This is a genomic window from Candidatus Melainabacteria bacterium (assembly GCA_016193285.1).
In the GTDB taxonomy this organism is placed as follows: Bacteria; Cyanobacteriota; Vampirovibrionia; order 2-02-FULL-35-15; family 2-02-FULL-35-15; genus JACPSL01.
The window spans coordinates 1-22,261 of record JACPSL010000010.1; the positions used below are offsets into that span (position 1 = coordinate 1).

Sequence of the window (22,261 nt, forward strand, 5' to 3'; positions counted from 1 at the left end):
AATTTATCTAAACATAAATCTTAAAAACCAAAATCTAAGAAAGGAGGAATTGCTTGTTACAATATAACTTGTAATAAATTCTATGAATAAAAAACGAAAAGTATCACACTATAGATTGGTTTAAATTTTCAGTACACCTCACTCCGAATCTAGCTTAATGAAAGTGGCTAATGGGACATATTCAAAGATAGGGGCGTTTGATAGATATTCTTGTAGTCATGAGGCAAAAGTTAATGCTGCAACAGCTTTAAGAATTATTATTGAAAAAATTGGTAATTATTTGAGTGACGAAATGGACATCTTAAGAATTTTATTAGCTTCTGATGTAAGAGATGTAAGAGAGCAAGGTATTATTGCAGCTGAAAATACTTGGAAAAACCCATGGAGAAAAAATATTTTAGAAAGTGGCTTGATTAGGAGACTTCGTCTTGAACCAGAGCAAGACTTACGAAATAGATCTACTTTAGTGATTGTCCGCGCAAATCCAAAAGTGTTGTTAGAAGAGTGCACAAAAGATGATGGCTCAAAATACTTTCCGATTGAACTAATAACAGTAATTAATAACCCATCAATAAAATTAAACATGGTTTATGGACTGTGTAATCTTTTTTCTGCTCAAAGAAAAGAAGGCAAGTTCTACAAAGATTTCAAAGAAACCCCGGTGTTAGATTCACCTGACGTTGAAAGATGTTTTAAATATTCTATTCTTGTTTTACAAGATCTAGTAAACGAATCTACCCTTAGTATAGATGAGAGAAAGATACTTCATAATACTTGTGTTTTAATTTCGTATCTTTTAGATAAAGATTTAAATCCTGTTGTAAAATCCTTAGAGCAGCAAGTCTATAACAATTATGTTAATAAGTTGTCGAATATAAACCTTAGTAAGTTTATAGAGTTTACTACACATTCTCAATTTGCTGAAGAATCATGGAAGGAAGAAAATACTTGGGTAGCTGCAAAGGGAACTCTGAAAGTGGCATTGCCTGTTACTGATACAAGATGTAGAAATCCTCTAGCAAATTATCTATCGCTTAGGGCTGACGTTGAACGAATGAAAACAGCTTTAAGACCTATACAAGTTGTTTCAACTAAACCAACAAATCCCTATGTTGTATCTAATCTTAACGATGTCCTAGACATGATTGACTCTTCGATAGAATCATATCTAGCTGGGAAAAACTTCAAAGGTATTATGTGGCAAGAAGTTGAGGAATTTAATTCAGGGTTCCCAAGATTATTACAACTTTTAGACAGTTCAAGAAATGTAAATTGTAGACTAGCAGTACTTAATACTATGGATAACCTTACTCAAAATGGGATCACTGTAGCTAGACGTAGTCTTCCTTTTGATTCAATTGTAAATGAACAAAATATAGCTGCTTTAGGAAATGTATTAAGAAATAATGTTTATTTTCAGAGTGTTTTAAGAAAACAATTAACTTCTCCAACTCCTGCAACAGTACAAGAGAAAGCTTTGTTATTAACACGACAACTGACAACTTCATTCAAAGATTATTTTGGATTAACTGAGTTAAAAGAAAAAGCGTTAGAGACTGCATCAGAAATAATTGCTGGGAAAAGGTTTAAAAAAGGTTTTATTCTTTCAGGAATCAATGGTATGGGTAAATCATTTTTTGGAAAAACTCTGGCTGGTGAACTTGCCTTACTGTTACAAGTTATTAAGGGTAAAACAATTGACGCTGATAGGTTACAAGTATTTGGTGTGAACAGACCCGTGACACTAGAAGAGTATTTTGAATTATTAAAGAAGCATGCTCCACTTGTTCTGATGCTTGATGAGATACAATTTATTGCACCTGCAGATGGGATAGAACTGACAGATAGATTTATTAAATGCTTAGAAGGAGTTATGAAATCTGATGCACCAATAATATTGGTTGGAACTACTAATGAACCTGAACCAGTCCTGATTGAAGGGTTGCATATAAATGAAGGCGGTTCGTCAACTGAGGTAGATAAAGTTTTGAAAACCAGAATTCATCCATTTTGCTTTGAAGTTATGGATGGGTATTATCCATTCAATCAAGAATCACTAGGCATAGATTTTACCAGAGACTATTTAACATACCTGCAAAAAACTAAAAAATTAAAAGGTAATGAAGACATAGAACAAGCTGTGCAATTTGCAAGAGGAATAAAGTTGGTAGATATAATACAAATAATCACAGAATCATTAATCCCAAAGGAAAATATTTTCTCGCTAGATACTGTAAGTTCTCGTTTAAGTAAACTAAGCGCAGATTTAAGGCGAAGAGAATTGGAAGAGCTTGTTAGTCTGCTGGAAAGTAGCATTAGGTACCTTACTCTTAAACCTGGATATAAGATTGAAGGGGATATAGATTATAAATTATTAGCAACTGTTGCAGACAGCATTCCAATAAAAAGTTTAGGACAATTATTAAATAATGTCCCACAGGCAATAACACAAGAATCATTATTGTTCCTACTTAACTCATACAGAAAGGATTATCAGAGCTAAGTTAATCAGCTATTAAAGAAATGAAAACAATTTCATCATTACAAAAGCCAGTAAATTTAATGCCTTCATTATCTCTTCCTTTTTCTTCGCAAAGTGCTGGCCCATTATTAGCAAAATTAAATAGTTTAAGGCAAAAACCTCAGGCTCAAATCCAACCTGGTGGTGAACCACTATTACAAGTTTTGACTGAAGACTCTTCAAGTGAAGATAAAGTAGATGCCATAGGAGAACTTACAGGACTTGTAGAAGATTACAACTTTTATGATCCAAGATTAATTCCTGTTTTGATGGAAACATATGGTAAGCACGAAGGTAAACTCAAAGGAATCACTCTTACAAGTTTACTTAGAATAATAAGGAAAGTCCCGTTGCATGATATAGAATTATTGCCATTTCTTCATGGTGTATTAGTTAATGACAGACAAATAGATGCTTTGTGGAACTTAAGAGTCATTTTGAGTAGAAGATCTATAACTCAGCTCGGTTTAATTACAGCAGTTTCAGGTCTTTATAAAAGTTCTAAAGGTCTTAATTATGAAGCCGCTTCTCTTGCAGTAATGAGTGCGTATCTATCTCACAATAAATTAGGAACTATTGATGATTTGCAAATCCTAGCTAAGGTAGCTGACGGAAAACATCATAAAACAAGTTCAACTATTTTAGAAGGGAATAAAACTTATACTGTAAGAAGTTACTTGGATGAAGTAATGTCGAAACGAGCTCCTGAACTTAGGGAACTAGTTTCTGAAAGAGGTGATTTTGTTTTACTTAGTACAGCAGCTATTAGAGCAGAGGCTGTTTTTAGACTAGCTCAAAGAATTGGTGGCGAACAGTTAGATATTGATGAGTTAATTACTTTATTAGAGAGCACTTCCAAAGATGCTTATAGTCCATCACGAACTAACTCTATTGCTTGTATACATGAATTGGCTAACAAGTCTGATTATTTAGATGGTAGGATGCTTTCATTATTAAGAACAGCTACTAAGGATCTTGATGATGTTGTTAGAGAAAATGCATATGAAGGATTACAGTTGGCGGTATGTAGGCATAGTGTTTTGGTTGATGATCTGCAACCTCTTTTTACCAAGGGTGTTCAAGCGGAACCCAACCCACAAGTCAAAGTTTATGCAGTAGGTGGACTTTCTGGTATCTTGGAAGTAAGACCACTGAGTGATTCTACATTACTTGATTCACTGATTACTATTGTAGATGATCATAGTACCTTGCCAGAGCTTAGAGCTCTGGCATTGTTGGCAATAGCAAAATATATTAAACAGAACCCAAGTATTCATCCAAGACTAAAAGAAGTAGCTGTAAGGGCTGCTAGAGATAAGTATGATGCTGTTAAAGCTAATGCCTTGCTTGTATTGGCTAGTGCTACTGCTTGTAAGGGGTTTGTTGAAGCTGAGGACATGGATTTATTCATAGCTAATGCTGATGATTCAGATCCAGATGTAAGAAGCAATGCTATTTTAGGAATCAAAAACTACTTGGAACTACTAGAAGAAGGAACAGCATCCTATTTAGATTTGGAAGACACTGTAAGAAGACATTTACGTGATGATGTAGCTCCTGCTCGGACAAATGCTTTATATGCTTTTGGCGATCTATTTAGCAGTAATCCTGGAGTTGGCTTACAACACGGAGATTTAGAATTATTAATATATGTTGGTTCTAGAGATAGATATGAACCCGCAAGAGCAGCAACTTATGCTTTGTCAGTAGTAGTAAATAAAGATATAAGTGAAATTGAAAGAGTAGAACACGAGGATAGAATTGAGATACTATGTACAGTTTTTGGTGGTTGCTTGCCTGAAGAGAATGATAATTATGATAAAAGTATTAAAGCCGCTTTAGGTACATTGGAACAAAGATTTGAACAGTGGAAAAAATCTGTGGCACAAGAAACCGTTACACCTCCTTTAGCTTTTAAACGTTTTGCAATTAGGGATGAATTACACAAGGGTGCTATAAAGCAAATATCTTTAAGAGCAAATGATTTATACCGAGAACTTTTAGCAGCTGGTGAAGCTATCAAATCTCTTGAGGCAATGAATCTCACTTTAGAATTAAAACTACAAAGAGAAAGGGAAATAAGACAAAAACTAGAAAAAACATTAACTTCATTGGCAATGAAATATAATCAGCTTTACAACATTTACAACCCTCCTAATAAGACTTCAAGTAAAATGGGCTCAAAGGTAGTATTGTGGCTCCTTGAGCGTTGTCTCAAAGAGCATGGTTTTCATATCCCAAGGATGATAAATGATTTGAGAGCTAAGTTAATTGTTGGCTACACAGTTAAGAGGCCAATACAAAAAGGTTTTGGATTACCTGAGGCACTTTCAAGAAGAGAAGTTGAAGAAACTATAGAAGGAAATTTTGATATGTTTGAAAGTGAGCAGTAACAAAATAATTGACAAAGACTTAAATTTTAGTAAATGTAATTATTGGCTGACACAGGAAAAAGTTGATTAGATCCTAAACCTGACAGCTATGCTAAGTTAACATGTGTGTGTAACCTCCTGCCATGATAAAATAAAAAGTTATGCGATCAGTTTATGTTGTAGCAGGTGGCATTAGTAAATTTGCAAAAGCTAGGCCTGATAAAACATTTCCAGCAATTGTAAAAGAATCTTATGAGCTCTTGCTTAATGATTTAGGTCTTGTGCCAAAACAAGCATTTGAATTAATAGATGGTACTGTTGGATCTTACTTTAGTGATCATTTTCTTAGACAGTTAAAAGGGGCCACTATGGTTCAGGATTACCTTGGACTATGTCCAAAACCATCTCACAGGATAGAAGGTGGTGGTGCAACTGGTGGACTTGCATTTCAGGAAGGTTGGAAGAGTATTGCATCTGGAAATATGGACGTATGTCTTGTATTTGGCTTTGAAACAATGTCACATGTTAACACTTGGAAAGGAAATGAGTTTATTGCTTTAGCTTCTGATGTAAGTTTTGATTATCCTGTTGGTGGTTTTTATACAGGATATTATGCAATGATGGTTGTTAGACACATGCAAGAGTTTGGGACTACACCAGAACAACTTGCTTGTGTATCTGTAAAAAACCATGCAAATGCATTTCATAATCCTTATTCACAAAAAAAAGAAAAACTTACAATTAAAGATGTCCGTAATTCTCCATTAGTAGCTTGGCCACTAACAAGAAGAGATGTTTGTGTAATGAGTGATGGAGCAGCATGTGTACTACTTGCTAGTGAAGACGGTTTAAAGAAAATTGAAAAAACATGTGGGAAAACAATTTCAAAAGTAAAAGTTACTGGAATTGGTCGTGGTACAGATGCAATGAGAATGGCAGACAGGCCACATAAAAAAGTAATTTTACTTCCACATGAAAAAGAATCTGATTATAAAAATTTAAAATATCCAGGAGTCCACTCATTTAGAGCAGGACGAATGGCTTCAAAACAAGCATATGAAATGGCAAAAATAACAGACCCATTAAATGAAATTAATTTTATTGAACTTCACGATGCATACACGTCAAGTGAAATTCAGACCTATGAAGACATGGGTTTATGCAAATATGGTGAAGGCGGGACATTTGCTGAATCAGGTGCTACTTTTATGCCAAATGTAGATTATGGTTTAAAGCTAAAACAAAAATCAATATGTCCTGTAAATCCATCAGGTGGATTGATTGCTTGTGGACATCCTGTTGGTGCAACAGGACTTATGCAAGGAGTTTTTGCTCTTTGGCAATTACAAAATACAATTAAAAAACATTTTAAAGATGAAACACTACAAGTAAAAAATGCAAAGCGTGGTGTTATTCACAGTCATGCAGGAACAGGAACTTATGTTACAGTATCGATCTTAGAGAAAGAAACATAATGGAAACAAAAAAATCTAAAAAACAAAAAGTTGAAACAAATGGGAAAGTTACATTTGGAAATAATAATACTATTGAAGAAAAAATTGCCATACAAGAGACAGATGAAGGCACTGTTTTATTTAATGTACCTTTTCCAAAAGAACTAAATGAAAAAAATCTAAAAGAGTTAGAAAATTTAACACCAATAATAATTAAACAACCTTATGAGATAGATTATATTCATTCTTATGGACAAGACTCACCATTTTTTGCAGGACTTGCAAATAAAAAATTACTTGGAACAGAATGTGAAGAGTGTCATACAAAGTTTGCTACACCGAGGTTATCCTGTACTGAATGTGGCTCAAAATGCAGATGGATTGAGCTTCCGCAAAAAGGAAAGATTCATACATTTACTGTTTGTTATTTTGGTTCTGAAGCATTTTTAAAAGAAACCCCTTTTATTTTAGCTTTAATTGAATTCCCTGGAATTGATACTTGTTTTTTAACAAGAATAATTGGACTTGATCCACATCATCCTAATTTAGATTGGGTAGGTATGAATGTAAAAGCAAAGTTTGTTAGAAACTCTAAATTTAAACCTACAGATGTTTATTTTGTGCCAGGAAAATAATGAACTTCTTACTTAATGACGATCAACTTTTACTTCAACAAACTATGCGTGACTTTGTAGAAAAAGAAGTAAAACCTCATGCAAAAGAATGGGATGAAAAAGAAGAAGCCCCTCTAGGCACAATAAAAAAACTTGCATCTCTTGGAATAATGGGGATGGCAGTAGATTCAAAATATGGTGGAGCTGAACTTGATCCACTTTCAATTGCAATTGTTATTGAAGAGCTTGCTTGTGGAGATGGATCTCTTGCTCTTACTGTTGCAGCACATAATGGACTTGGATGTGGCCATATTGCAAGATTTGGAAGGGAAGAACAAAAGCAAAAATACTTACCTGATTTAGCAAGCGGGAAAAAAATTGGTGTGTGGGCACTTACTGAACCAGGTTCTGGTTCTGATGCATCTGGTATGAAGACAAGTGCAAAAAGAGATGGAGCTAATTGGATAATTAACGGCACAAAGATGTTTATTTCAAATGCATCTATAGGTGAAACATATGTAGTAATGGCAGTTACAGAGCCAGTAAAGGCAATTCATGAATTGCCTCAACAAAAAAAAATAACAGCTTTTATTTTAGAAAAACAAGATAAAGGATTAAAGATTGGCAGAAAACTTAAAAAAATGGGAATGAGATCTTCTGATACTTGTGAGCTAATTTTAGACAATGTAAAAATTCCTGATTCAAGAAGACTTGGTGAATTAAATCAAGGGTTTATAAACACACTAATGATGCTAGATAGGGGGAGAGTTAGCATTGGTGCACTTGCAACAGGTTTAGCTCAAGCAGCTTTAGATGAATCGTTAAAATATGTGCATGAGAGAGAAACATTCGGGAAGCTTTTAAAAGATCATGAAGTAATTCGTTTTATGCTTGCTGATATGAAAGTAGATATTGATGCTGCAAGACTTCTTGTGTACAGAGCAGCAACTTTTGCAAGTGAAGGAAAAACATTTACTCTTGAAGCATCTGTTGCAAAACTTTTTGCTTCTGAAATGGCAATGAGAGTTTGTAATAAAGCTGTTCAAATACATGGTGGATATGGCTATATAAGGGAGTTTCCAGTAGAAAGATACCTTCGTGATGCAAGACTTTGTGAAATTGGTGAAGGCACAAGTGAGATACAAAGAATGGTCATAGCAAGGGAGATGTTAATAGAAGCAAAGTAAGATTTAGACTTGCAGTAATAGTTGGCAAGAGTTGTAGCTTTTTGCGGTATAGTACAAATTACAACGTTGTAATTTGTATTATGGTACAAAACACTACAATTAAGAGAAGAGTAGAAAACATAATCAATAAAGATCTTGAAAAGAAAATGGTCTTTGTTGCTGGGCCAAGACAATGCGGGAAAACAACACTTGCTAAAAAACAAATAATCAATGTAGCATTATGCACAAAATGAGTAATCATTGGCTGGATAAGCGAGTTAGTAAAATAACGAATTAAAGTTAAAACAAAACCATAAAAAATAAATAAGCTAAGCAAGATATAAGCATTACCTGTGTTCATAAAATGTGAGAGTCCAAAAAAAACTGAAGTTATAACTACAGCCCAAAAACTGTTTAGTTTGCTTTGAAAAAATGGAAAAATAAAACCTCGATAAAAGATTTCTTCAAACAGTGGTGCAGACAAAGCACAAGTAAATAAATAAATTATTCCTGCTTTTGATTTAACTAAGTCAACAGCATAAAACTCTTCTGGTGCAAATTTAAATATTATTGGCAATGTTGCTAGAGGCATTAGAACACCAATTAGTAAAGAAATTAAATATACTTTGTTTGACTTGGAATAAAAAAACAAACCTTCTTTTAAAGTTTTTTGTTGCCTCACACAAGCAAAATAATAAATAATAAGAAAGTTTATAGTTTGTGAAAGAAAAAAAATAAAAATTTGAAAATAATGAGACTTAATTTGAATAACCCTTTCTAGAGCTAATGGAACAGTAGTAAATGAAAAAATTGCTGAGCAAAGCATTAAAAATAAAGCTAAAAGGAATCCTTTTACAGTAATGAAGTCAAACTTGCTTAATTCATCTTTTTGAAGAAACATGAAAACATTATAAAGCCTAGAGGTAACATGCTAAGCTAAAAGAAAATGCTTACTAAAAACTTTTTATTAAACTTAGAAAAAAACATAAATAAGATTTATTGTGTCACTGATATTGAAACTACAGGCCAAAAACCAGAAGACTCAGAAATCATTGAAATTGCTTCTGTTATAGTTCAAAATGGTCAAATAAAAAATGATTATTGTTCATATATAAAACCTCTTATACCAATACCTGATTTTATAACTAAAATGACAGGTATAAGAAATGAAGATGTAAAAGATGCATTTGGAGTAGAAGTCGTTTTAAAAGAGTGGTTAGACTTTATAAAAGATGCTGATTACTTTTGTGCTCACAATGTAATGTTTGATCATGACTTTATTTACAAGTATTTAATTACTTACAAATTACCTCTTGACAATTTAAATAACTTGAATTTTTTTTGTACTGTGAAAACAGCTAGAGTGCTGTATCCTGAACTGCCAAGCAGGAAATTAAATGATTTAATTAAACACTTTAATATTCCTGTTGAAAAAAGGCACAGAGCTTTAGATGATGCAATAGCTACTGCAAAAATCTTGTTAATTTGTTTTGAAGAAATAAAAAAGAAAAGGGATGAATTATTAAAACTCTTAGAAGCCAGACAAATGGATAAATTAAAATCTTTTGAAGCTGCAGAGTTCTTAAGCATTCCAAAAGAAAAGGTTTACCAAATGGTAAAAGACGGCACTCTTAAAATAAATGAAACTTATACTACAAAAAATGGACATGAAGGATATTTATTTTTAAGAAGAGATGTTGAAGAACTAGCACAGAAAATTAATAACTGATCAAAGTTTCACTAGTTTTGCATATTTTGGATCCAATAATTTTTTTCCACACTTTTTAAAATCAACATTGACTAATAATCTTTGTCCCTGACCAAAAACTTGCTCAACAACACCAATACCAAATTTTGCATGCTCCACTTTATCACCGACAGAAAGCAAGCTTTGAGCTTTGAGTTCTGAGCTTTGAGGTTTAGGTTTTAAAATACATAATTTATTATTTTTAATCTTTTCATCAAGCCCACCATAAAAGCCACTCAAAAGTTTCGTAGGTGCTTCTTCTAAGAATCTGCTAGGACTTGAAAAGCTACTTAAGCCAAATAATCTTCTCTTTATTGCATAGGTAAAGTAAAGTTTTTCCATTGCACGTGTTACACCTACATACATTAATCTTCTTTCTTCCTCTAGTTCACTTGAATCTAAAGAATCAATAGATTTAATATGAGGGAAAACACCTTCTTCTAACCCACAAATAAAAACCACAGGGAATTCAAGTCCCTTAGCTAGATGTAACGTCATTAAAGTTATTTTATTTGTGGTTTGTTTTAAATTATCCAGATCAGTATAGAGAGAAATTTGTGTAAGAAAATCCCCCAGTAGGGGCAAGTCGTGACTTGCCCCTACTTCAAACTCACTTGCGAATGAAAATAATTCCTGAACATTAGCAAGTCTTTCTTCTGAATCAAGAGTGCCTTCTTCTTCAAGTTCATCCCAATACCCTGATTTTTTTAAAAGTACACTTAGTAAATCACTTACAGAAAGAGACTTTGAAGCTTTTCTTAAATATTCAATAAGATGGGTAAAGCTTTGAACAGAAACAATTGTTTTTTCTGGCAGATCTGATACATCAGATATTTCTAATAATGTTTTGTACAAAGAAAAATTGTTCTTATTTGCAAATTCTTCAATTTTTACAAGTGTAGTTGCACCTAATCCACGCTTAGGTACATTAATTATTCTTTTTAATGAAACAGAATCACTTGGGTTATAAATAACTTTTAGATAAGCAATTACATCTTTAATTTCTTTTCTTTCATAAAATCTAAAGCCACCTACAATTTGATATGGAATGTTTCTTTTAATCAATGCTTCTTCAATTACCCTGCTTTGAGCATTGGTTCTGTATAAAACTCCAACATCACTATATTTGTAATTTGATTTTAAAAGTCTTAGAGTTTCCTTAGCTACATAATTTGCTTCTTCAACTTCATCACAAGCTTCAAAGCAGATAACTTTCTCGCCTTTTTCTTTTGATGGCAGTAAAATCTTTTCAATTCTTTCTTTGTTATTTTTAATTATTGAATCAGCAACATTTAATATTGTTTCAGTAGAACGATAATTTTTTTCAAGTTTTATAAGAGTATGTTCAGGAAAATCATTTCTAAATCCTAAAATAATTCTAAAGTCTGCCCCTCTCCAGGAATAAATGCTTTGATCAACATCACCAACAACTGCAATACCTCTACCTTTCCATATGTTACTTTTATCTGAGATATTTTTTCTTTCTTCTTTTGTAAGTCCTTCAGAAATCAATCGAACTAATTCGTACTGAATTAAATTAGTATCCTGAAACTCATCTACAAGTACATGTTTAAATCTATTGTGGTAATAATGTCTTATCTCTTTATTTTGCTCTAAAAGTTTTACTGTATATAAAAGCAAGTCATCAAAATCCAAAGCATTATTTTTTATTAATTCTTTTTGATAGAGATCAAATATCTCAGATATTTTTATTTCTCTATGATTTTTTGCAATGTCACCAAAAGTTTTAGGATCATAGCCTTGAGATTTAAGAGAACTAATAAATGCTCTAATATTTTTAGGCACATAAACTTTTTTATCCATGTCAAGTGCTTGAATTGCTTCCTTGACTAAGTTTGTGCTGTCTGACTCATCATAGATTACAAAATTATTTGTTAATTTTTTATTTATTTCATTTTCAAAGTTAAGCTTATGTATGTCATGACGCAATATTCTTCCACAAATACTATGAAATGTTCCTACCCAAAGAGAACTTACTTCTTCTTTAGGTAAAAGCTGAATCAAACGTTCTTTCATTTCTAAAGCAGCTTTATTTGTAAACGTTACTGCTAAAATACTTTCTCGTGTAAAACCATTAGAAACTAAGAAAGCTATTCTGTTAGTCAAGACCTTGGTTTTACCCGAGCCAGCTCCAGCAACAATTAACAGTGGCCCGTCGCCATGAGTAACTGCCAAAATCTGGTTTTCGTTTAGTAAGGAAAAAAGATCTTCTTGAATGCTAATATTTGAATACAACTTATTACTTAAATTATTTTTGTAGATCATATATTAGTATTTTATTAACAATTATTGTGGAAGGAAGTTAAAACAATTTACAGCTCTGAGAAAAAAAGTATGGGTGGAACTGGGCAATTAACGATGCCTACTATTGATACTTTAGTTGAAGAACTAAAGCTAATACAAAATATAGGCACAAGAAAAATCGCAATAATTGGAACCAGGAACTTATCCTTAACGCACCAGCAATTAGTAGAGATCTTAGCTTATGCATTAGTTATAAGTGGAAACATAATTATAACAAGTGGTGGTTCTAGCGGTGTTAATTCTGCAGTTATTAAAGGTGCTTGTAGAGCTGATCAAAGTAAGTTAGAAGTAATTCTTCCTCAAACAATAGGTCAGCAACCAACAGATGTACAAAATGCATTGATTGGAATTAAAGGAGTACTAGAACATCCAGATAGACAAAACATGACATTAGCTGATGCAAGTAGAATTTGTAACAGAGAAATTGTAGAAAGTGCCCATCAATTAATTTGTTTCTTATATCACGATAGTCATACTTTAAAAGAAGCACTGGAATATGCACATATGCAGCATAAAATTGTAACAGTATTTTATTTAGATTAATCAATAATTATGTTCAGGTATACTAATAAATGTACTTTTCAAACCCTTAAATTCTGCTCCTCTGATCTCTGATTTCTGATTTTGCCCTTGTGGCGGAATGGTAGACGCAACGGACTTAAAATCCGTTGGGCTGAACAAGCTCGTGCCGGTTCGACTCTGGCCAAGGGCAGGGATTAGCTAGCTTTTCTTTCACTCTTTAGTTCTTGATAGAAAGCATCCAGATCCTTTGGGGCTTTTACAGTTTTTTTGTATTCCTCAAACTTAGCTGCTTTTTTCCTTGTATGTTCTAAATATTCCTTGGCATTCATGTGCTTAGTTTCGTGATAATTTTTTTCACGGATGTCATGTATTTGTTTCATAGGTTCTGGCTCTGTATTCATAATGTTATTATACTCTTATTTACCCAAAAACAGCTTGGGTGAAACAAGCTCTATCAAGCCAAATCCTTCGCGCTGATTAACCAAGTGAACACCCCAAATCACTTTTGCTTTAACTATGTGTTTAAAATTCCAAGATATTAAAAAATCGCAATTATTTACAGTTGCTGTTGCTATATGGATAGCATCATCTTTAAATGTTTCTGGTATAAGCTTTTCAGTCACATAAATGTCAGCTAATTTTAATGCACTTTCATCCGAATAAACAAGTGTAGGTTTAAAAATATCTATTAATTTTGTAAGTCCTTCTTTCCTTTTACCATGTGCATCGTTGGTTTCAGCTTCGACCAGATCAGAAATAAATAGTGAATATTCGTTATTATTACTTACACTCTTTAAAAATTCATAAGTAACTATGCTATCCGGTCTTTCAGTTTCAAGTGCAAAATTCCAGACAGAAGTATCAATATAAAGTTTTAGTGTTTTATCCATACGCAACTAATTATATAGTACTTTTCTATCAGCTTTATTTACCACAATAGAGCCTTAAAGTTTCATATTGATTTTCGATTTTTAATGATGCTCATGCAATTCATCAAGTGATGAAAGATCTACTTTTAATCCTGGTCCCATTGTTGAGCTTATATAAACTGATCTTAAATAAATTCCTTTTGCACTAGGTGGTTTAACTCGATTAATTGCATCCATTACAGCACTAAAGTTTTGCAACAATTTTCCTTTGTCAAAAGAAATTTTTCCAATTGGTATATGAACTATACCACTATCTTTTTCAGCTCTAAAAGAAACCTTACCTGCTTTTAGTTCTTTAATTGCTTTAGTTAAATCATTTGAAACAGTTCCGTCCTTTGGATTTGGCATTAAACCTTTTGGACCAAGAAGCTTACCAAGCTTTGCCATCTGGCTCATCATATCTGGAGTTGCAACTAACTTATCAAAATCAAGCCACCCTCCTCCAATCTTTCCAATGAGTTCTTCGGAACCTACAATGTCAGCACCTGCTTTTTCAGCATCTTTTACTTTTTCACCTTTTGTAATTACCGCGATTTTTATTTTTTTCCCTGTTCCGCCTGGAAGTGGTACTGAACTTCTTACTTGTTGATCACTTTGTTTAGCATCTATTCCAAGTCTTACAGAGAGTTCTACAGTTTGATCAAACTTTGTTTTTACTTTTTCTGAGATTTCTTTAATTTTAGATATTGCTTCTTTGGGAGTATAAAGTTTTTTATCTCCTAAAAGTTCATTGATTTGTTTTTTACGTTTTGTTAAGGTTTGCATTTTTCGATTTTTGATTTCCTTATTTGACAATTCTCAATTCTCAATTTTCTATTGTAACTCCCATGCTTCTAGCAGTTCCCATCACAATATTCATTGCAGCTTTAATATCAAGTGCATTTAGGTCAGGCATTTTATCTTTTGCAATTTCTTCGACTTGAGCTTTAGTTAACTTGCCGACTTTTTCACGGTTTGGAATTCCTGAGCCTTTTTCAATTTTTAATTTCTTTTTAATCATGTCTGATACTGGTGGTGTCTTAGTTATAAAATCAAATGATCTGTCTTCGTAGACATTAATTACAACTGGAATAATTTGTCCTGCTTTATCTTTTGTCTTTTCATTGTATTCCTTACAAAAAGCCATAATGTTTACACCATGTTGACCAAGTGCTGGACCAATTGGTGGAGCTGGATTTGCTTTTCCTGCTTCAATCTGAAGTTTGATTTGAGTGTGTAATTTTTTCTTTTTCTTTTTGAGTGTAGCCATAGAGCATATAATTTAACACATTTACATTAAACCTGTGTAGGGGCTGTATAGAGGCGTAGCATGCTACGCCCCTACAAATTATGTAATTACTTCATCTCTAAATGTATTCAGTGAACATATTTTTAACCTGTTCTTAAAAAGCATTTAAATGCTTAAAAGAAATTAATGTAATCAAAGTTAATTTTAGTCTGATATTACCTTTATATAAGAGTGATTTATCAATTAAAAGTTAATTTTATTTCAAGTATTCCTGCAGTAACTGCTCCCCAAAAGACTGCTAGTAGTGAAGAAGAGCACATAAAACTACTTATTGAAGATTTAGATTCAGATGTATTTAATATAAGACAAAAAGCTGCAAAAGAATTAATTAGCAAAGGACAAAAGCTATTAGATGTTATAGGTACTAAAAACAATAGCGGAAGAAAGGATTTAGAATTCTTTTTAAGAGAATTATTAAAAGCAAAGCAAGAAGGGTCTGCAGAGGTAAAAAGAAGAGTTACTTTTGAAATCAGGAATTCACTAATGGAAACAGCTATGCAAAAACTTGAAAATAAATATAGGGCTTCCTTCAATTTTTCTAATTTAGAGATTTATATCGATAAAGCAATAGAGAAGCATCAAAACCAATTTCTAGATGATATTTTTCTTTTAATGGATGTAGAAATCTTTCCTGAGTCCTATGGAATGCATATAAAAAAACAAATCGCAGCTTGTCACCATACACCCGTAGCATATTTGATCAAACTTTCTTCTGAGGAAAAATCTGACGCTGTAAAAATTGGATTAGCAAATAATTTTGTAACTCCACTCAGTATATTAAAAATATTAAGCACTGAAAGTAACCCTGAAATTAGAGCTCTTGTTGCTAAAAATCCCAATTGCCTAGAGGATGTAAGAATAAAGCTAAGCACTGATAAAGAAATTCATGTAAGAACTGTTGCTGCATCACAGATTATTGATACAAAAACGCTAGAAAGATTATGTGATGATCTGGCTCACGAGGTAAGAACCGAGGTTGCACGTAATTCTCATGCTACGTCACAAATTCTAGAAAGATTATGTGATGATCTGGCTCATGAGGTAAGAACCGAGGTTGCACGTAATTCTTATGCTACGTCACAAATTCTAGAGAAGCTTCATAAAGATAAAGATAATTATGTACGACGTTGTGTTGCTATTCACCGAAATACACCCAAAAAAGTATTAGAAGTACTTGCTAAAGATGATAATGATTATGTACGAGCTTATGTTGCCGAGAATAAAGCTATAGCACCAGAAATTTTAGAATTGCTTGCTGAAGATAAATTTGACGACGTACGAAAGAGCGTTGCCAGACATCAAAAGACTGAACTTAAAGCCTTAGAAATACTTTTACATGATAGCAATGAAAATGTACGTAGCTCTGTAGCACAACATCCAAATGCAAGTATCAAGATCCTAAAACATTTATCAGGAGATGAATCAGTTTTAGTAAGGAGAGCCTTAGTTAAGAACGAAAATACACCAAGCGAGATTCTACTAAAGCTAAGTCAGGATGAAAGAATAAACAGATACAATACCTTTCAAAGTGACGAATATATGGGGTTTGCAGTTGGGTTAGCAAGCCATAAGAACACTCCGACTGTTGTTTTAGCCAAGCTAAGCCAAAATTACTTTCCAGTGGTAAGAGAAACAGTAGGACAAAATCCAAGCACTCCTATTGATGTTTTAAAAAAACTACTTAAAGATGACTTTGAAACTGTAAGGGATATTGCTCGAAAAAGATTAGAAAAAAAGTAACAATGCTAATTATGTTATTACCTCATCTCTTGAAGCAGCTAATACTCCCATTGCTAAAAAGCACTTAAACACTATAGAGTAATCTTTATCTGTAAATTCAACTTGATTATCACTAATTCTTTTTACATTTGGAATAAGCTCACATGAATCAGCATGGTTCGTTTCTGCAAAAGTAATTGTAATTGTTGTTGGAGAATTTATTTTAAAAACTTTCCATTTAACTTTTTCTTTAATTGCTTTAATTGCTCCTTCTTTTAAATTTAATAAATTTGTTTCAAAAGGATATGACAGTGCAGAGTATCTGCTTAGACCTTTTTTAGTTTGAACTGTAATAATTTGGCTCTCAAGTAAATTTTGTGCTTCAAAACATGTTTCTTCGTCTCCTGAAACAAAAACAACAGGTACATTAAAATGTCCTGCTAGCGCAGCATTTAAACCTACTTCACCTACAGGTATTTTATTTAATAAAACTTGTTTTATTATTCTTGGGCGGTAAGTATGACTAAGAGTAGATTTTGAGCCTGCCATGGCATGATAACCTGTAAAAAACACTGCATCAAAATTTTTTTCTATTCCTGAAACCATTGAGAAGGGTCTTTGCCAGCCAGAAACAACCTCAACTTCAGGAACAAGTGAATTATCTAAATTTCTCATGTGGTTGTGAGAATCATTTATTACAATTTCTTTTATGCCAGATTCTTTTAAACCAGCTGTAATTGCATTTAACTCTTTTGACCACCTAATAAGTGTTTCTTTGTAAGATTTTCCATTAGGATAAATTTGATCAGGATGACATACACCACTTACACCTTCTAAATCTGCCGAGATTAATACTTTCATTTTTGTAATTGTAATAATGATTTATAATAATCAATCATTTTCTTTAGCCCATCTTCCAGCAAAATCTTTGGCCCCCATTTTAAAATTTGTTTTGCTCTTGTAATATCTGGCCTTCTACGTTTGGGATCTGCATCAGGCAAGGGTTTAAAAACAATTTCACTCTTTGAACTTGTAAGTTTTTTTATGATATTTGCCAACTCTAAGATTGTAAACTCATTTGGATTCCCAAGATTAATTGGTAAGTTATAATCTGCATCCATTAATCTTAGTATTCCTTCCACTAAATCAGAAATATACTGAAAACTTCTTGTTTGAGAACCATCTCCGTAAACTGTTAATGGTTTATTTGTGAGTGCTTGATAAATAAAATTTGAAATTACTCTTCCATCATCAGGTCTCATGCGAGGACCATAAGTATTAAAAATCCTTGCGATTCTTACATTAATCTTATGAAAGTGGTGATACGCTATTGTAGTAGCTTCTGCAAAACGTTTTGCTTCATCATATACGGAGCGTTCAGAAATAGGATCTACATTTCCAACATATGTTTCTTTTTGAGGATGTTCAAGAGGATCTCCATAAACTTCTGATGTACTTGCAAGAAAAAATTTTGCTTTTTTTGCTTTTGCTAGACCAAGCGAGTTTATTGTGCCGCTTGAACCTGCTTTTAAAATTTGAATTGGTAATGTTTTAAAATCAGCTGGTGATGCCGGGCTTGCAAAATGCAAAACCCAATCAACCTTACCATCTATCTCAAGATATTTACAAACATTTTGTTCAATAAAAGTTAGATTTTTATGTAAGGTTAGATTTTCAGTTTTACCAGTAATTAAGTTATCAAAAACAACAATCTGGTGATCAAGCCAAAGAAATTTATCTACCAAATGTGAACCAATAAAACCTGCTCCGCCTGTAATTACAATTCGCATAGTCTACATTCTAACCACAAATGTTTGTAAAGAGAGTACTACATAAAGGTTTTTGCTATTAAAATCACTAAACTCTTCTTGCCACAGAAATAAAATATAAAATGATAACCATGAGTTCTCTTAAAAAACAAATTGTTGTTGTTGGCAATAATGTTACAGGTAGTGAAGTTTATGCTCTCGCATATGAAGTAGGTTCTGAAATTGCAAAAAAAGGTTATGTACTTATCTGTGGAGGAAGAGGCGGAGTAATGGAAGCTGCCTGTAAAGGTGCAAAAAAAAATAAAGGACTAACGGTTGGCATTTTTACCAGAACGAGATGTAAGTAACGCAAATGAATATCTAGATATTGTCATTCCAAGCGGGATAAATTTAGCAAGAAATTTTATAGTCCAAAACTCTGGCAGTGCAATTATTATGATTGGTGGCGGTTATGGAACATTGTCTGAGCTTTCTTATGCATTAAGTTTACATAAGAAAGTAATTTCACTAAAAAGTCAATGGGAAAATATTTCTACTGATATTGTTAAAGCATCTTCTCCAAAAGATGCAGTAGAAAAAGCAATTTTGAATCTTTAATATATTACTTTTCTGAGCAAACTTTTCCGATTACTACTCCTGTACCTAAGAAGAGAGCAAGGTAGTAAACAAAAACATTATAGAGGAGTATCTTTTTTGAGTAAGTAATGAATATCCACGACCAGAAATGAACAGGAATTGTTAGAAACCATAATAAAAGAAAAAACTTAATTCCTTTTTCAATACCTGAACCACTAAATGCATTTTGCCTTACAGAAAACACATAAGCCCACAAAGTATTTGTAAGTAAAAATGCAACAAAATATTTAAGTGCCCTGTTTGGATCCCTTGAAAGTAAATTAGGATGTCTGAGTAATCCTTCTTGTGCACAGTAACAATTTTTTAAAAGTATTTGTGTTCCAAGCAAGTCAGCTACAAGATAAAAAATAACTATGCCAACAATACTTGAAAGAAACGCTGCAATGATAACTTTTTTGCTCATGGTTTTTCCCTCTATTCTCCTTTGACTAGCCAGGAAAATAGCTTAGATCAAAGAATTAATATTGGGAATATCCCATTGATTTATATCTTTACAAAAGTCTAGCAAATAAAGTAGTAAAGCATCTTCTTTAGATCTTTAATATATTACAATTTAGAATTTGAGGATCAACATACTTATAAAAGATTTAAAAGATTGCACAGAATTTATAGCAGGCGACAATTCAGTTTTAAGAGAACTTTTACATCCAGTAGATCCAGCATGGAAGAAAGAGGATGAAGAAATAATAAATAAGGGTAAGCTATAATTAAATATGTTTTTATTTTTTGAATCCTGACTTTTAATTTTTCTCTTTATTCGCCGTATCGTTTTTCCTGGGGTCGTAGTTCAGTTGGTTAGAACGCATGCCTGTCACGCATGAGGTCGCGAGTTCGAGTCTCGTCGGCCCCGCCAGTTTTAATCTTTTAAGCAATAATTAGAAAAACGATATATCGTCTCTCGTGTCCTCGTATGTCCTCGTAACTGGAGGATGTAATGAAGGATGTGTTAACTCTTGCTGAAATTGCAAGGGAATTACGAGTTTCTGTAAAAACAGTTCAAAGGTTAGCCAGTTCAGGAGAATTACCAGCAATAACAGTACCAAGACGTAGAGGTTTTACTTATGTAGTACCGCTGCAAAACTACTTTGACTGGAAAAGGGATTTTAAAAGTAAGAAAGAAGAAAGCAAATCACTTTCTGACTTGAAAGCTGTTAAGCAATTTCAAGATGAATGGATTTTATGGTCTAGAAATGGCTTATTAATCGGTAAGCCTTTAAGTGAAAATACAATTGATACTAATAGACGGTACTTAAATTTCTTCTTAAACAATATTCCAAGAAGATTTAAGCCTGAGCCAGTTATTAGCCTGGATAATCTAAGGGATGTCTTTAGTCAAACAGATCCTAAAAGCTTTTCTGTAAGAGACAATACTTACAAAGCTTTAAGGTCTTTTGTAAGGTTTTTAATAGCTAGGAAAGTAGCAACGGAGAGTTTACTTACGGAGCTGAAAAAAGCTAAGCCTAAGAGGGTTTATCCAGCAAAGAGACTGCATTGCACACTTGAACAATTTGAAAAGCTATTAGAAGAAGCTGGTAAAAAATACCACTGCCAAAGTGGGTATGATGTATTACTCAACGTTGCAACGATTGCAACGATAGGTTTCACTGGTCTAAGGGCAAGTGAGTTAATTAATCTTAGATTACAAGATGTAGATCTGGTAAACAGAAAACTGTTCGTTTATCTGGGCAAGGGTAAAAAGAATAGGTTTGTGGGAATCTCTAATCGGTTACATGAAATCTTGGTTTCTTATTTAAAGCTTAGACCAAAAACAAAACCAGATAATTTCTTTGTGACTTATTCTAACTTAAATAAAGAACCTGTGAAAATTGACAGAGATGTTCTGCTTCACAAGGTAAAGAGATTAGCTAAAAGAGTAGGGTTTGATATTAATTTACATGGACTTAGAAGAACGTTTGCTACGGTTGCTGCAAATTCTGGGAAACCAATTAATATAATTTCACTTGCATTAGGACATGCTGATTTGAAGACTACACAGGGGTATTTGATGACTAGTCAGGAGGAAGTTATAAAGGAAATGCAAAGTTGGTAATTTAATAGACAATTTCATTGTAAAATTAACTAGAAGATATTAAGTATGCGTAGTATAAATAAAAAATTAAATAGTGGTGTCTGTTATTCAACAAAACAAGGGAAATATTATCTTGGTTCTTGCGAAGCAGTATTACAGTCAGCAAAATTAAGAAAATTAAAGGGCAAAGTAAAACTTATTTTCACCTCCCCACCTTTTCCTTTGAACAGAAAAAAAAGGTACGGTAATCTTGTTGGAGAGCAATATCTGAAATGGTTGTCTAATTTGGCATTACTATTCTCAGATTTTTTAGCTCCGCATGGCTCTATTGTTATTGAATTAGGAAATGCTTGGACACCAGGTTCTCCTACTGTTTCAACCTTACCTATGGAAGCACTGCTTAAGTTTAAGCAATCTGCTAATTTGCATTTGTGCCAAGAGTTTATATGCTATAACCCAGCAAGATTACCTTCTCCTGCACAATGGGTAACAGTTGATAGAATACGTGTTAAAGATGCTTTTACAAGAATATGGTGGTTAAGTAAAACTCCATATCCAGATGCAAATAATAAGAGAATACTTGTTGAGTACAGCAAACATATGAAGAAACTTCTTAAAGATGGCAAATATAATTCAGGAATAAGGCCATCTGAACATAAGATTGGAAAGAAATCTTTTTGTAAAAACAATGGGGGAGCTATACCACCGAATGTTTTGACTGTTTCTAATGTCTCATCAAAAAATCCATATCTTGATTTTTGTAGAAGTAAAAATATTATTCCTCATCCCGCAAGAATGCCGGTGCAGATCGCAGAATTCTTTGTTAAATTCTTAACTAAAAAGAATGATATTGTTCTTGATCCGTTTGGAGGAAGCAATGTCACAGGATTTGCATCTGAAGAGTTAAAAAGGCGTTGGGTATCAATTGAGCTAAATAGAGATTATATAACGAGTTCACTTGGACGGTTTTCTGGGAATGGATTTAAAGTTAAGGAAAATAAAAGACTAACAAAGATTTTATAGACTTCTATTTACGCAACTTTGAAAATTAATCTCGAGAAAAGGCGTAATTCTTGAAAATATTAAAGTTTAAACAAAAATAGATGGCCTACATATTAATTCCTGGCATTGGTAGTTGTAATTGCTTAAAGGCATACTCTGTTCCACCAA

20 protein-coding genes, 2 tRNA genes and 1 pseudogene are annotated in these 22,261 nt (G+C 32.9%); 14 read left to right on the forward strand and 9 right to left on the reverse strand.

Annotated features, from left to right (window positions below; genetic code table 11):
- Nucleotides 1-157: 157 nt before the first annotated feature.
- The 5 genes from HYY52_02190 (at nucleotide 158) to HYY52_02210 (ending at nucleotide 8,148) form a co-directional block, all read left to right on the forward strand.
- Nucleotides 158-2,503 (forward strand): AAA family ATPase, encoded by a 2,346-nt coding sequence (locus HYY52_02190; GenBank protein ID MBI2995503.1) that lies wholly within the window; start codon nucleotides 158-160, stop codon nucleotides 2,501-2,503.
- Nucleotides 2,504-2,523: 20 nt separating this feature from the next.
- Complete coding sequence (locus tag HYY52_02195; protein ID MBI2995504.1) at nucleotides 2,524-4,914, forward strand: hypothetical protein; 2,391 nt, start codon at nucleotides 2,524-2,526, stop codon at nucleotides 4,912-4,914.
- 140 nt (nucleotides 4,915-5,054) lie between these two features.
- A complete protein-coding gene (locus tag HYY52_02200; protein MBI2995505.1) occupies nucleotides 5,055-6,368 on the forward strand; it encodes a thiolase domain-containing protein in 1,314 nt (437 codons plus the stop codon).
- On the forward strand, nucleotides 6,368-6,982 hold the full coding sequence (locus HYY52_02205; protein ID MBI2995506.1) for a Zn-ribbon domain-containing OB-fold protein: 615 nt from the start codon (nucleotides 6,368-6,370) through the stop codon (nucleotides 6,980-6,982). The genes HYY52_02200 and HYY52_02205 overlap by 1 nt, the downstream gene beginning before the upstream one ends.
- Complete coding sequence (locus HYY52_02210; protein MBI2995507.1) at nucleotides 6,982-8,148, forward strand: acyl-CoA dehydrogenase family protein; 1,167 nt, start codon at nucleotides 6,982-6,984, stop codon at nucleotides 8,146-8,148. Before HYY52_02205 ends, HYY52_02210 begins: the two co-directional genes overlap by 1 nt.
- 58 nt (nucleotides 8,149-8,206) lie before the next feature.
- On the opposite strand, the gene HYY52_02215 is transcribed toward HYY52_02210, so the two are convergent.
- Nucleotides 8,207-9,028 carry a CPBP family intramembrane metalloprotease gene (locus tag HYY52_02215; GenBank protein ID MBI2995508.1) on the reverse strand — a complete coding sequence of 274 codons (822 nt, stop codon included), beginning with the start codon at nucleotides 9,026-9,028 and terminating at the stop codon, nucleotides 8,207-8,209.
- 45 nt (nucleotides 9,029-9,073) lie between these two features.
- On the opposite strand from HYY52_02215, the gene HYY52_02220 reads away from it, so the two are divergent.
- The gene (locus HYY52_02220; GenBank protein ID MBI2995509.1) at nucleotides 9,074-9,856 is read left to right on the forward strand and encodes a 3'-5' exoribonuclease; all 783 of its coding nucleotides are present in this window, start codon (nucleotides 9,074-9,076) and stop codon (nucleotides 9,854-9,856) included.
- On the opposite strand, the gene HYY52_02225 is transcribed toward HYY52_02220, so the two are convergent.
- Nucleotides 9,857-12,160, reverse strand: a complete 2,304-nt coding sequence (locus HYY52_02225; GenBank protein ID MBI2995510.1) for a UvrD-helicase domain-containing protein — start codon at nucleotides 12,158-12,160, stop codon at nucleotides 9,857-9,859.
- 69 nt (nucleotides 12,161-12,229) lie between these two features.
- On the opposite strand from HYY52_02225, the gene HYY52_02230 reads away from it, so the two are divergent.
- Both HYY52_02230 and HYY52_02235 read left to right on the forward strand, forming a co-directional pair.
- Complete coding sequence (locus tag HYY52_02230; protein MBI2995511.1) at nucleotides 12,230-12,742, forward strand: DNA-processing protein DprA; 513 nt, start codon at nucleotides 12,230-12,232, stop codon at nucleotides 12,740-12,742.
- Nucleotides 12,743-12,825: 83 nt separating this feature from the next.
- Nucleotides 12,826-12,911: transfer RNA gene (locus HYY52_02235), tRNA-Leu, on the forward strand.
- Between the two features lie 4 nt (nucleotides 12,912-12,915).
- Here HYY52_02235 and HYY52_02240 read toward each other — a convergent pair.
- The 4 genes from HYY52_02240 to rplK form a co-directional block, all read right to left on the reverse strand.
- A complete protein-coding gene (locus HYY52_02240; GenBank protein MBI2995512.1) occupies nucleotides 12,916-13,122 on the reverse strand; it encodes a hypothetical protein in 207 nt (68 codons plus the stop codon).
- A gap of 15 nt (nucleotides 13,123-13,137) precedes the next feature.
- Nucleotides 13,138-13,611, reverse strand: a complete 474-nt coding sequence (locus HYY52_02245) for a PIN domain nuclease (GenBank protein MBI2995513.1) — start codon at nucleotides 13,609-13,611, stop codon at nucleotides 13,138-13,140.
- 81 nt (nucleotides 13,612-13,692) lie between these two features.
- The gene (gene rplA / locus HYY52_02250) at nucleotides 13,693-14,415 is read right to left on the reverse strand and encodes a 50S ribosomal protein L1 (protein ID MBI2995514.1); all 723 of its coding nucleotides are present in this window, start codon (nucleotides 14,413-14,415) and stop codon (nucleotides 13,693-13,695) included.
- A 40-nt stretch (nucleotides 14,416-14,455) separates the two neighbouring features.
- Entirely contained in the window at nucleotides 14,456-14,899 is a 444-nt protein-coding gene (rplK, locus tag HYY52_02255; protein MBI2995515.1) for a 50S ribosomal protein L11, read from the reverse strand.
- Nucleotides 14,900-15,109: 210 nt separating this feature from the next.
- Here rplK and HYY52_02260 point away from each other — a divergent pair, with 210 nt between their 5' ends.
- Nucleotides 15,110-16,678 (forward strand): HEAT repeat domain-containing protein, encoded by a 1,569-nt coding sequence (locus HYY52_02260; GenBank protein ID MBI2995516.1) that lies wholly within the window; start codon nucleotides 15,110-15,112, stop codon nucleotides 16,676-16,678.
- 9 nt (nucleotides 16,679-16,687) lie between these two features.
- Here the strand turns inward: HYY52_02260 and HYY52_02265 are convergent, their stop codons facing one another.
- On the reverse strand, nucleotides 16,688-17,518 hold the full coding sequence (locus HYY52_02265) for a M55 family metallopeptidase (GenBank protein ID MBI2995517.1): 831 nt from the start codon (nucleotides 17,516-17,518) through the stop codon (nucleotides 16,688-16,690).
- On the reverse strand, nucleotides 17,515-18,447 hold the full coding sequence (locus tag HYY52_02270) for an SDR family oxidoreductase (protein MBI2995518.1): 933 nt from the start codon (nucleotides 18,445-18,447) through the stop codon (nucleotides 17,515-17,517). Before HYY52_02270 ends, HYY52_02265 begins: the two co-directional genes overlap by 4 nt.
- Before the next feature lie 110 nt (nucleotides 18,448-18,557).
- On the opposite strand from HYY52_02270, the pseudogene HYY52_02275 reads away from it, so the two are divergent.
- Nucleotides 18,558-19,023: pseudogene (locus tag HYY52_02275) on the forward strand (TIGR00725 family protein).
- A gap of 4 nt (nucleotides 19,024-19,027) precedes the next feature.
- On the opposite strand, the gene HYY52_02280 reads toward HYY52_02275, so the two are convergent.
- Nucleotides 19,028-19,465, reverse strand: coding sequence for a hypothetical protein (locus HYY52_02280; GenBank protein MBI2995519.1), 438 nt, complete (start codon nucleotides 19,463-19,465; stop codon nucleotides 19,028-19,030).
- 157 nt (nucleotides 19,466-19,622) lie between these two features.
- Here HYY52_02280 and HYY52_02285 point away from each other — a divergent pair, with 157 nt between their 5' ends.
- The 4 genes from HYY52_02285 to HYY52_02300 all read left to right on the forward strand — a co-directional run bounded on the left by HYY52_02285 (nucleotide 19,623) and on the right by HYY52_02300 (nucleotide 22,114).
- Complete coding sequence (locus HYY52_02285) at nucleotides 19,623-19,769, forward strand: hypothetical protein (GenBank protein ID MBI2995520.1); 147 nt, start codon at nucleotides 19,623-19,625, stop codon at nucleotides 19,767-19,769.
- Between the two features lie 69 nt (nucleotides 19,770-19,838).
- Nucleotides 19,839-19,915, forward strand: a tRNA-Asp gene (locus tag HYY52_02290).
- Between the two features lie 81 nt (nucleotides 19,916-19,996).
- A complete protein-coding gene (locus HYY52_02295) occupies nucleotides 19,997-21,112 on the forward strand; it encodes a tyrosine-type recombinase/integrase (GenBank protein ID MBI2995521.1) in 1,116 nt (371 codons plus the stop codon).
- A gap of 45 nt (nucleotides 21,113-21,157) precedes the next feature.
- A complete protein-coding gene (locus HYY52_02300) occupies nucleotides 21,158-22,114 on the forward strand; it encodes a site-specific DNA-methyltransferase (GenBank protein MBI2995522.1) in 957 nt (318 codons plus the stop codon).
- Nucleotides 22,115-22,261 lie beyond the last annotated feature (147 nt).

What these genes read in the sequence shown, in the direction of transcription:
- HYY52_02280 (MBI2995519.1), bottom strand. Translation starts at nt 19,465, where the DNA reads ATGAGCAAAAAAGTTATCATTGCAGCGTTTCTTTCAAGTATTGTTGGC.
- HYY52_02240 (MBI2995512.1), bottom strand. Translation starts at nt 13,122, where the DNA reads ATGAATACAGAGCCAGAACCTATGAAACAAATACATGACATCCGTGAA.
- HYY52_02265 (MBI2995517.1), bottom strand. Translation starts at nt 17,518, where the DNA reads ATGAAAGTATTAATCTCGGCAGATTTAGAAGGTGTAAGTGGTGTATGT.
- HYY52_02210 (MBI2995507.1), top strand. Translation starts at nt 6,982, where the DNA reads ATGAACTTCTTACTTAATGACGATCAACTTTTACTTCAACAAACTATG.
- HYY52_02295 (MBI2995521.1), top strand. Translation starts at nt 19,997, where the DNA reads ATGAAGGATGTGTTAACTCTTGCTGAAATTGCAAGGGAATTACGAGTT.
- rplA (MBI2995514.1), bottom strand. Translation starts at nt 14,415, where the DNA reads ATGCAAACCTTAACAAAACGTAAAAAACAAATCAATGAACTTTTAGGA.
- HYY52_02270 (MBI2995518.1), bottom strand. Translation starts at nt 18,447, where the DNA reads ATGCGAATTGTAATTACAGGCGGAGCAGGTTTTATTGGTTCACATTTG.
- HYY52_02220 (MBI2995509.1), top strand. Translation starts at nt 9,074, where the DNA reads ATGCTTACTAAAAACTTTTTATTAAACTTAGAAAAAAACATAAATAAG.
- HYY52_02195 (MBI2995504.1), top strand. Translation starts at nt 2,524, where the DNA reads ATGAAAACAATTTCATCATTACAAAAGCCAGTAAATTTAATGCCTTCA.
- HYY52_02190 (MBI2995503.1), top strand. Translation starts at nt 158, where the DNA reads ATGAAAGTGGCTAATGGGACATATTCAAAGATAGGGGCGTTTGATAGA.
- HYY52_02300 (MBI2995522.1), top strand. Translation starts at nt 21,158, where the DNA reads ATGCGTAGTATAAATAAAAAATTAAATAGTGGTGTCTGTTATTCAACA.
- HYY52_02245 (MBI2995513.1), bottom strand. Translation starts at nt 13,611, where the DNA reads ATGGATAAAACACTAAAACTTTATATTGATACTTCTGTCTGGAATTTT.
- rplK (MBI2995515.1), bottom strand. Translation starts at nt 14,899, where the DNA reads ATGGCTACACTCAAAAAGAAAAAGAAAAAATTACACACTCAAATCAAA.
- HYY52_02200 (MBI2995505.1), top strand. Translation starts at nt 5,055, where the DNA reads ATGCGATCAGTTTATGTTGTAGCAGGTGGCATTAGTAAATTTGCAAAA.
- HYY52_02225 (MBI2995510.1), bottom strand. Translation starts at nt 12,160, where the DNA reads ATGATCTACAAAAATAATTTAAGTAATAAGTTGTATTCAAATATTAGC.
- HYY52_02205 (MBI2995506.1), top strand. Translation starts at nt 6,368, where the DNA reads ATGGAAACAAAAAAATCTAAAAAACAAAAAGTTGAAACAAATGGGAAA.
- HYY52_02215 (MBI2995508.1), bottom strand. Translation starts at nt 9,028, where the DNA reads ATGTTTCTTCAAAAAGATGAATTAAGCAAGTTTGACTTCATTACTGTA.
- HYY52_02230 (MBI2995511.1), top strand. Translation starts at nt 12,230, where the DNA reads ATGGGTGGAACTGGGCAATTAACGATGCCTACTATTGATACTTTAGTT.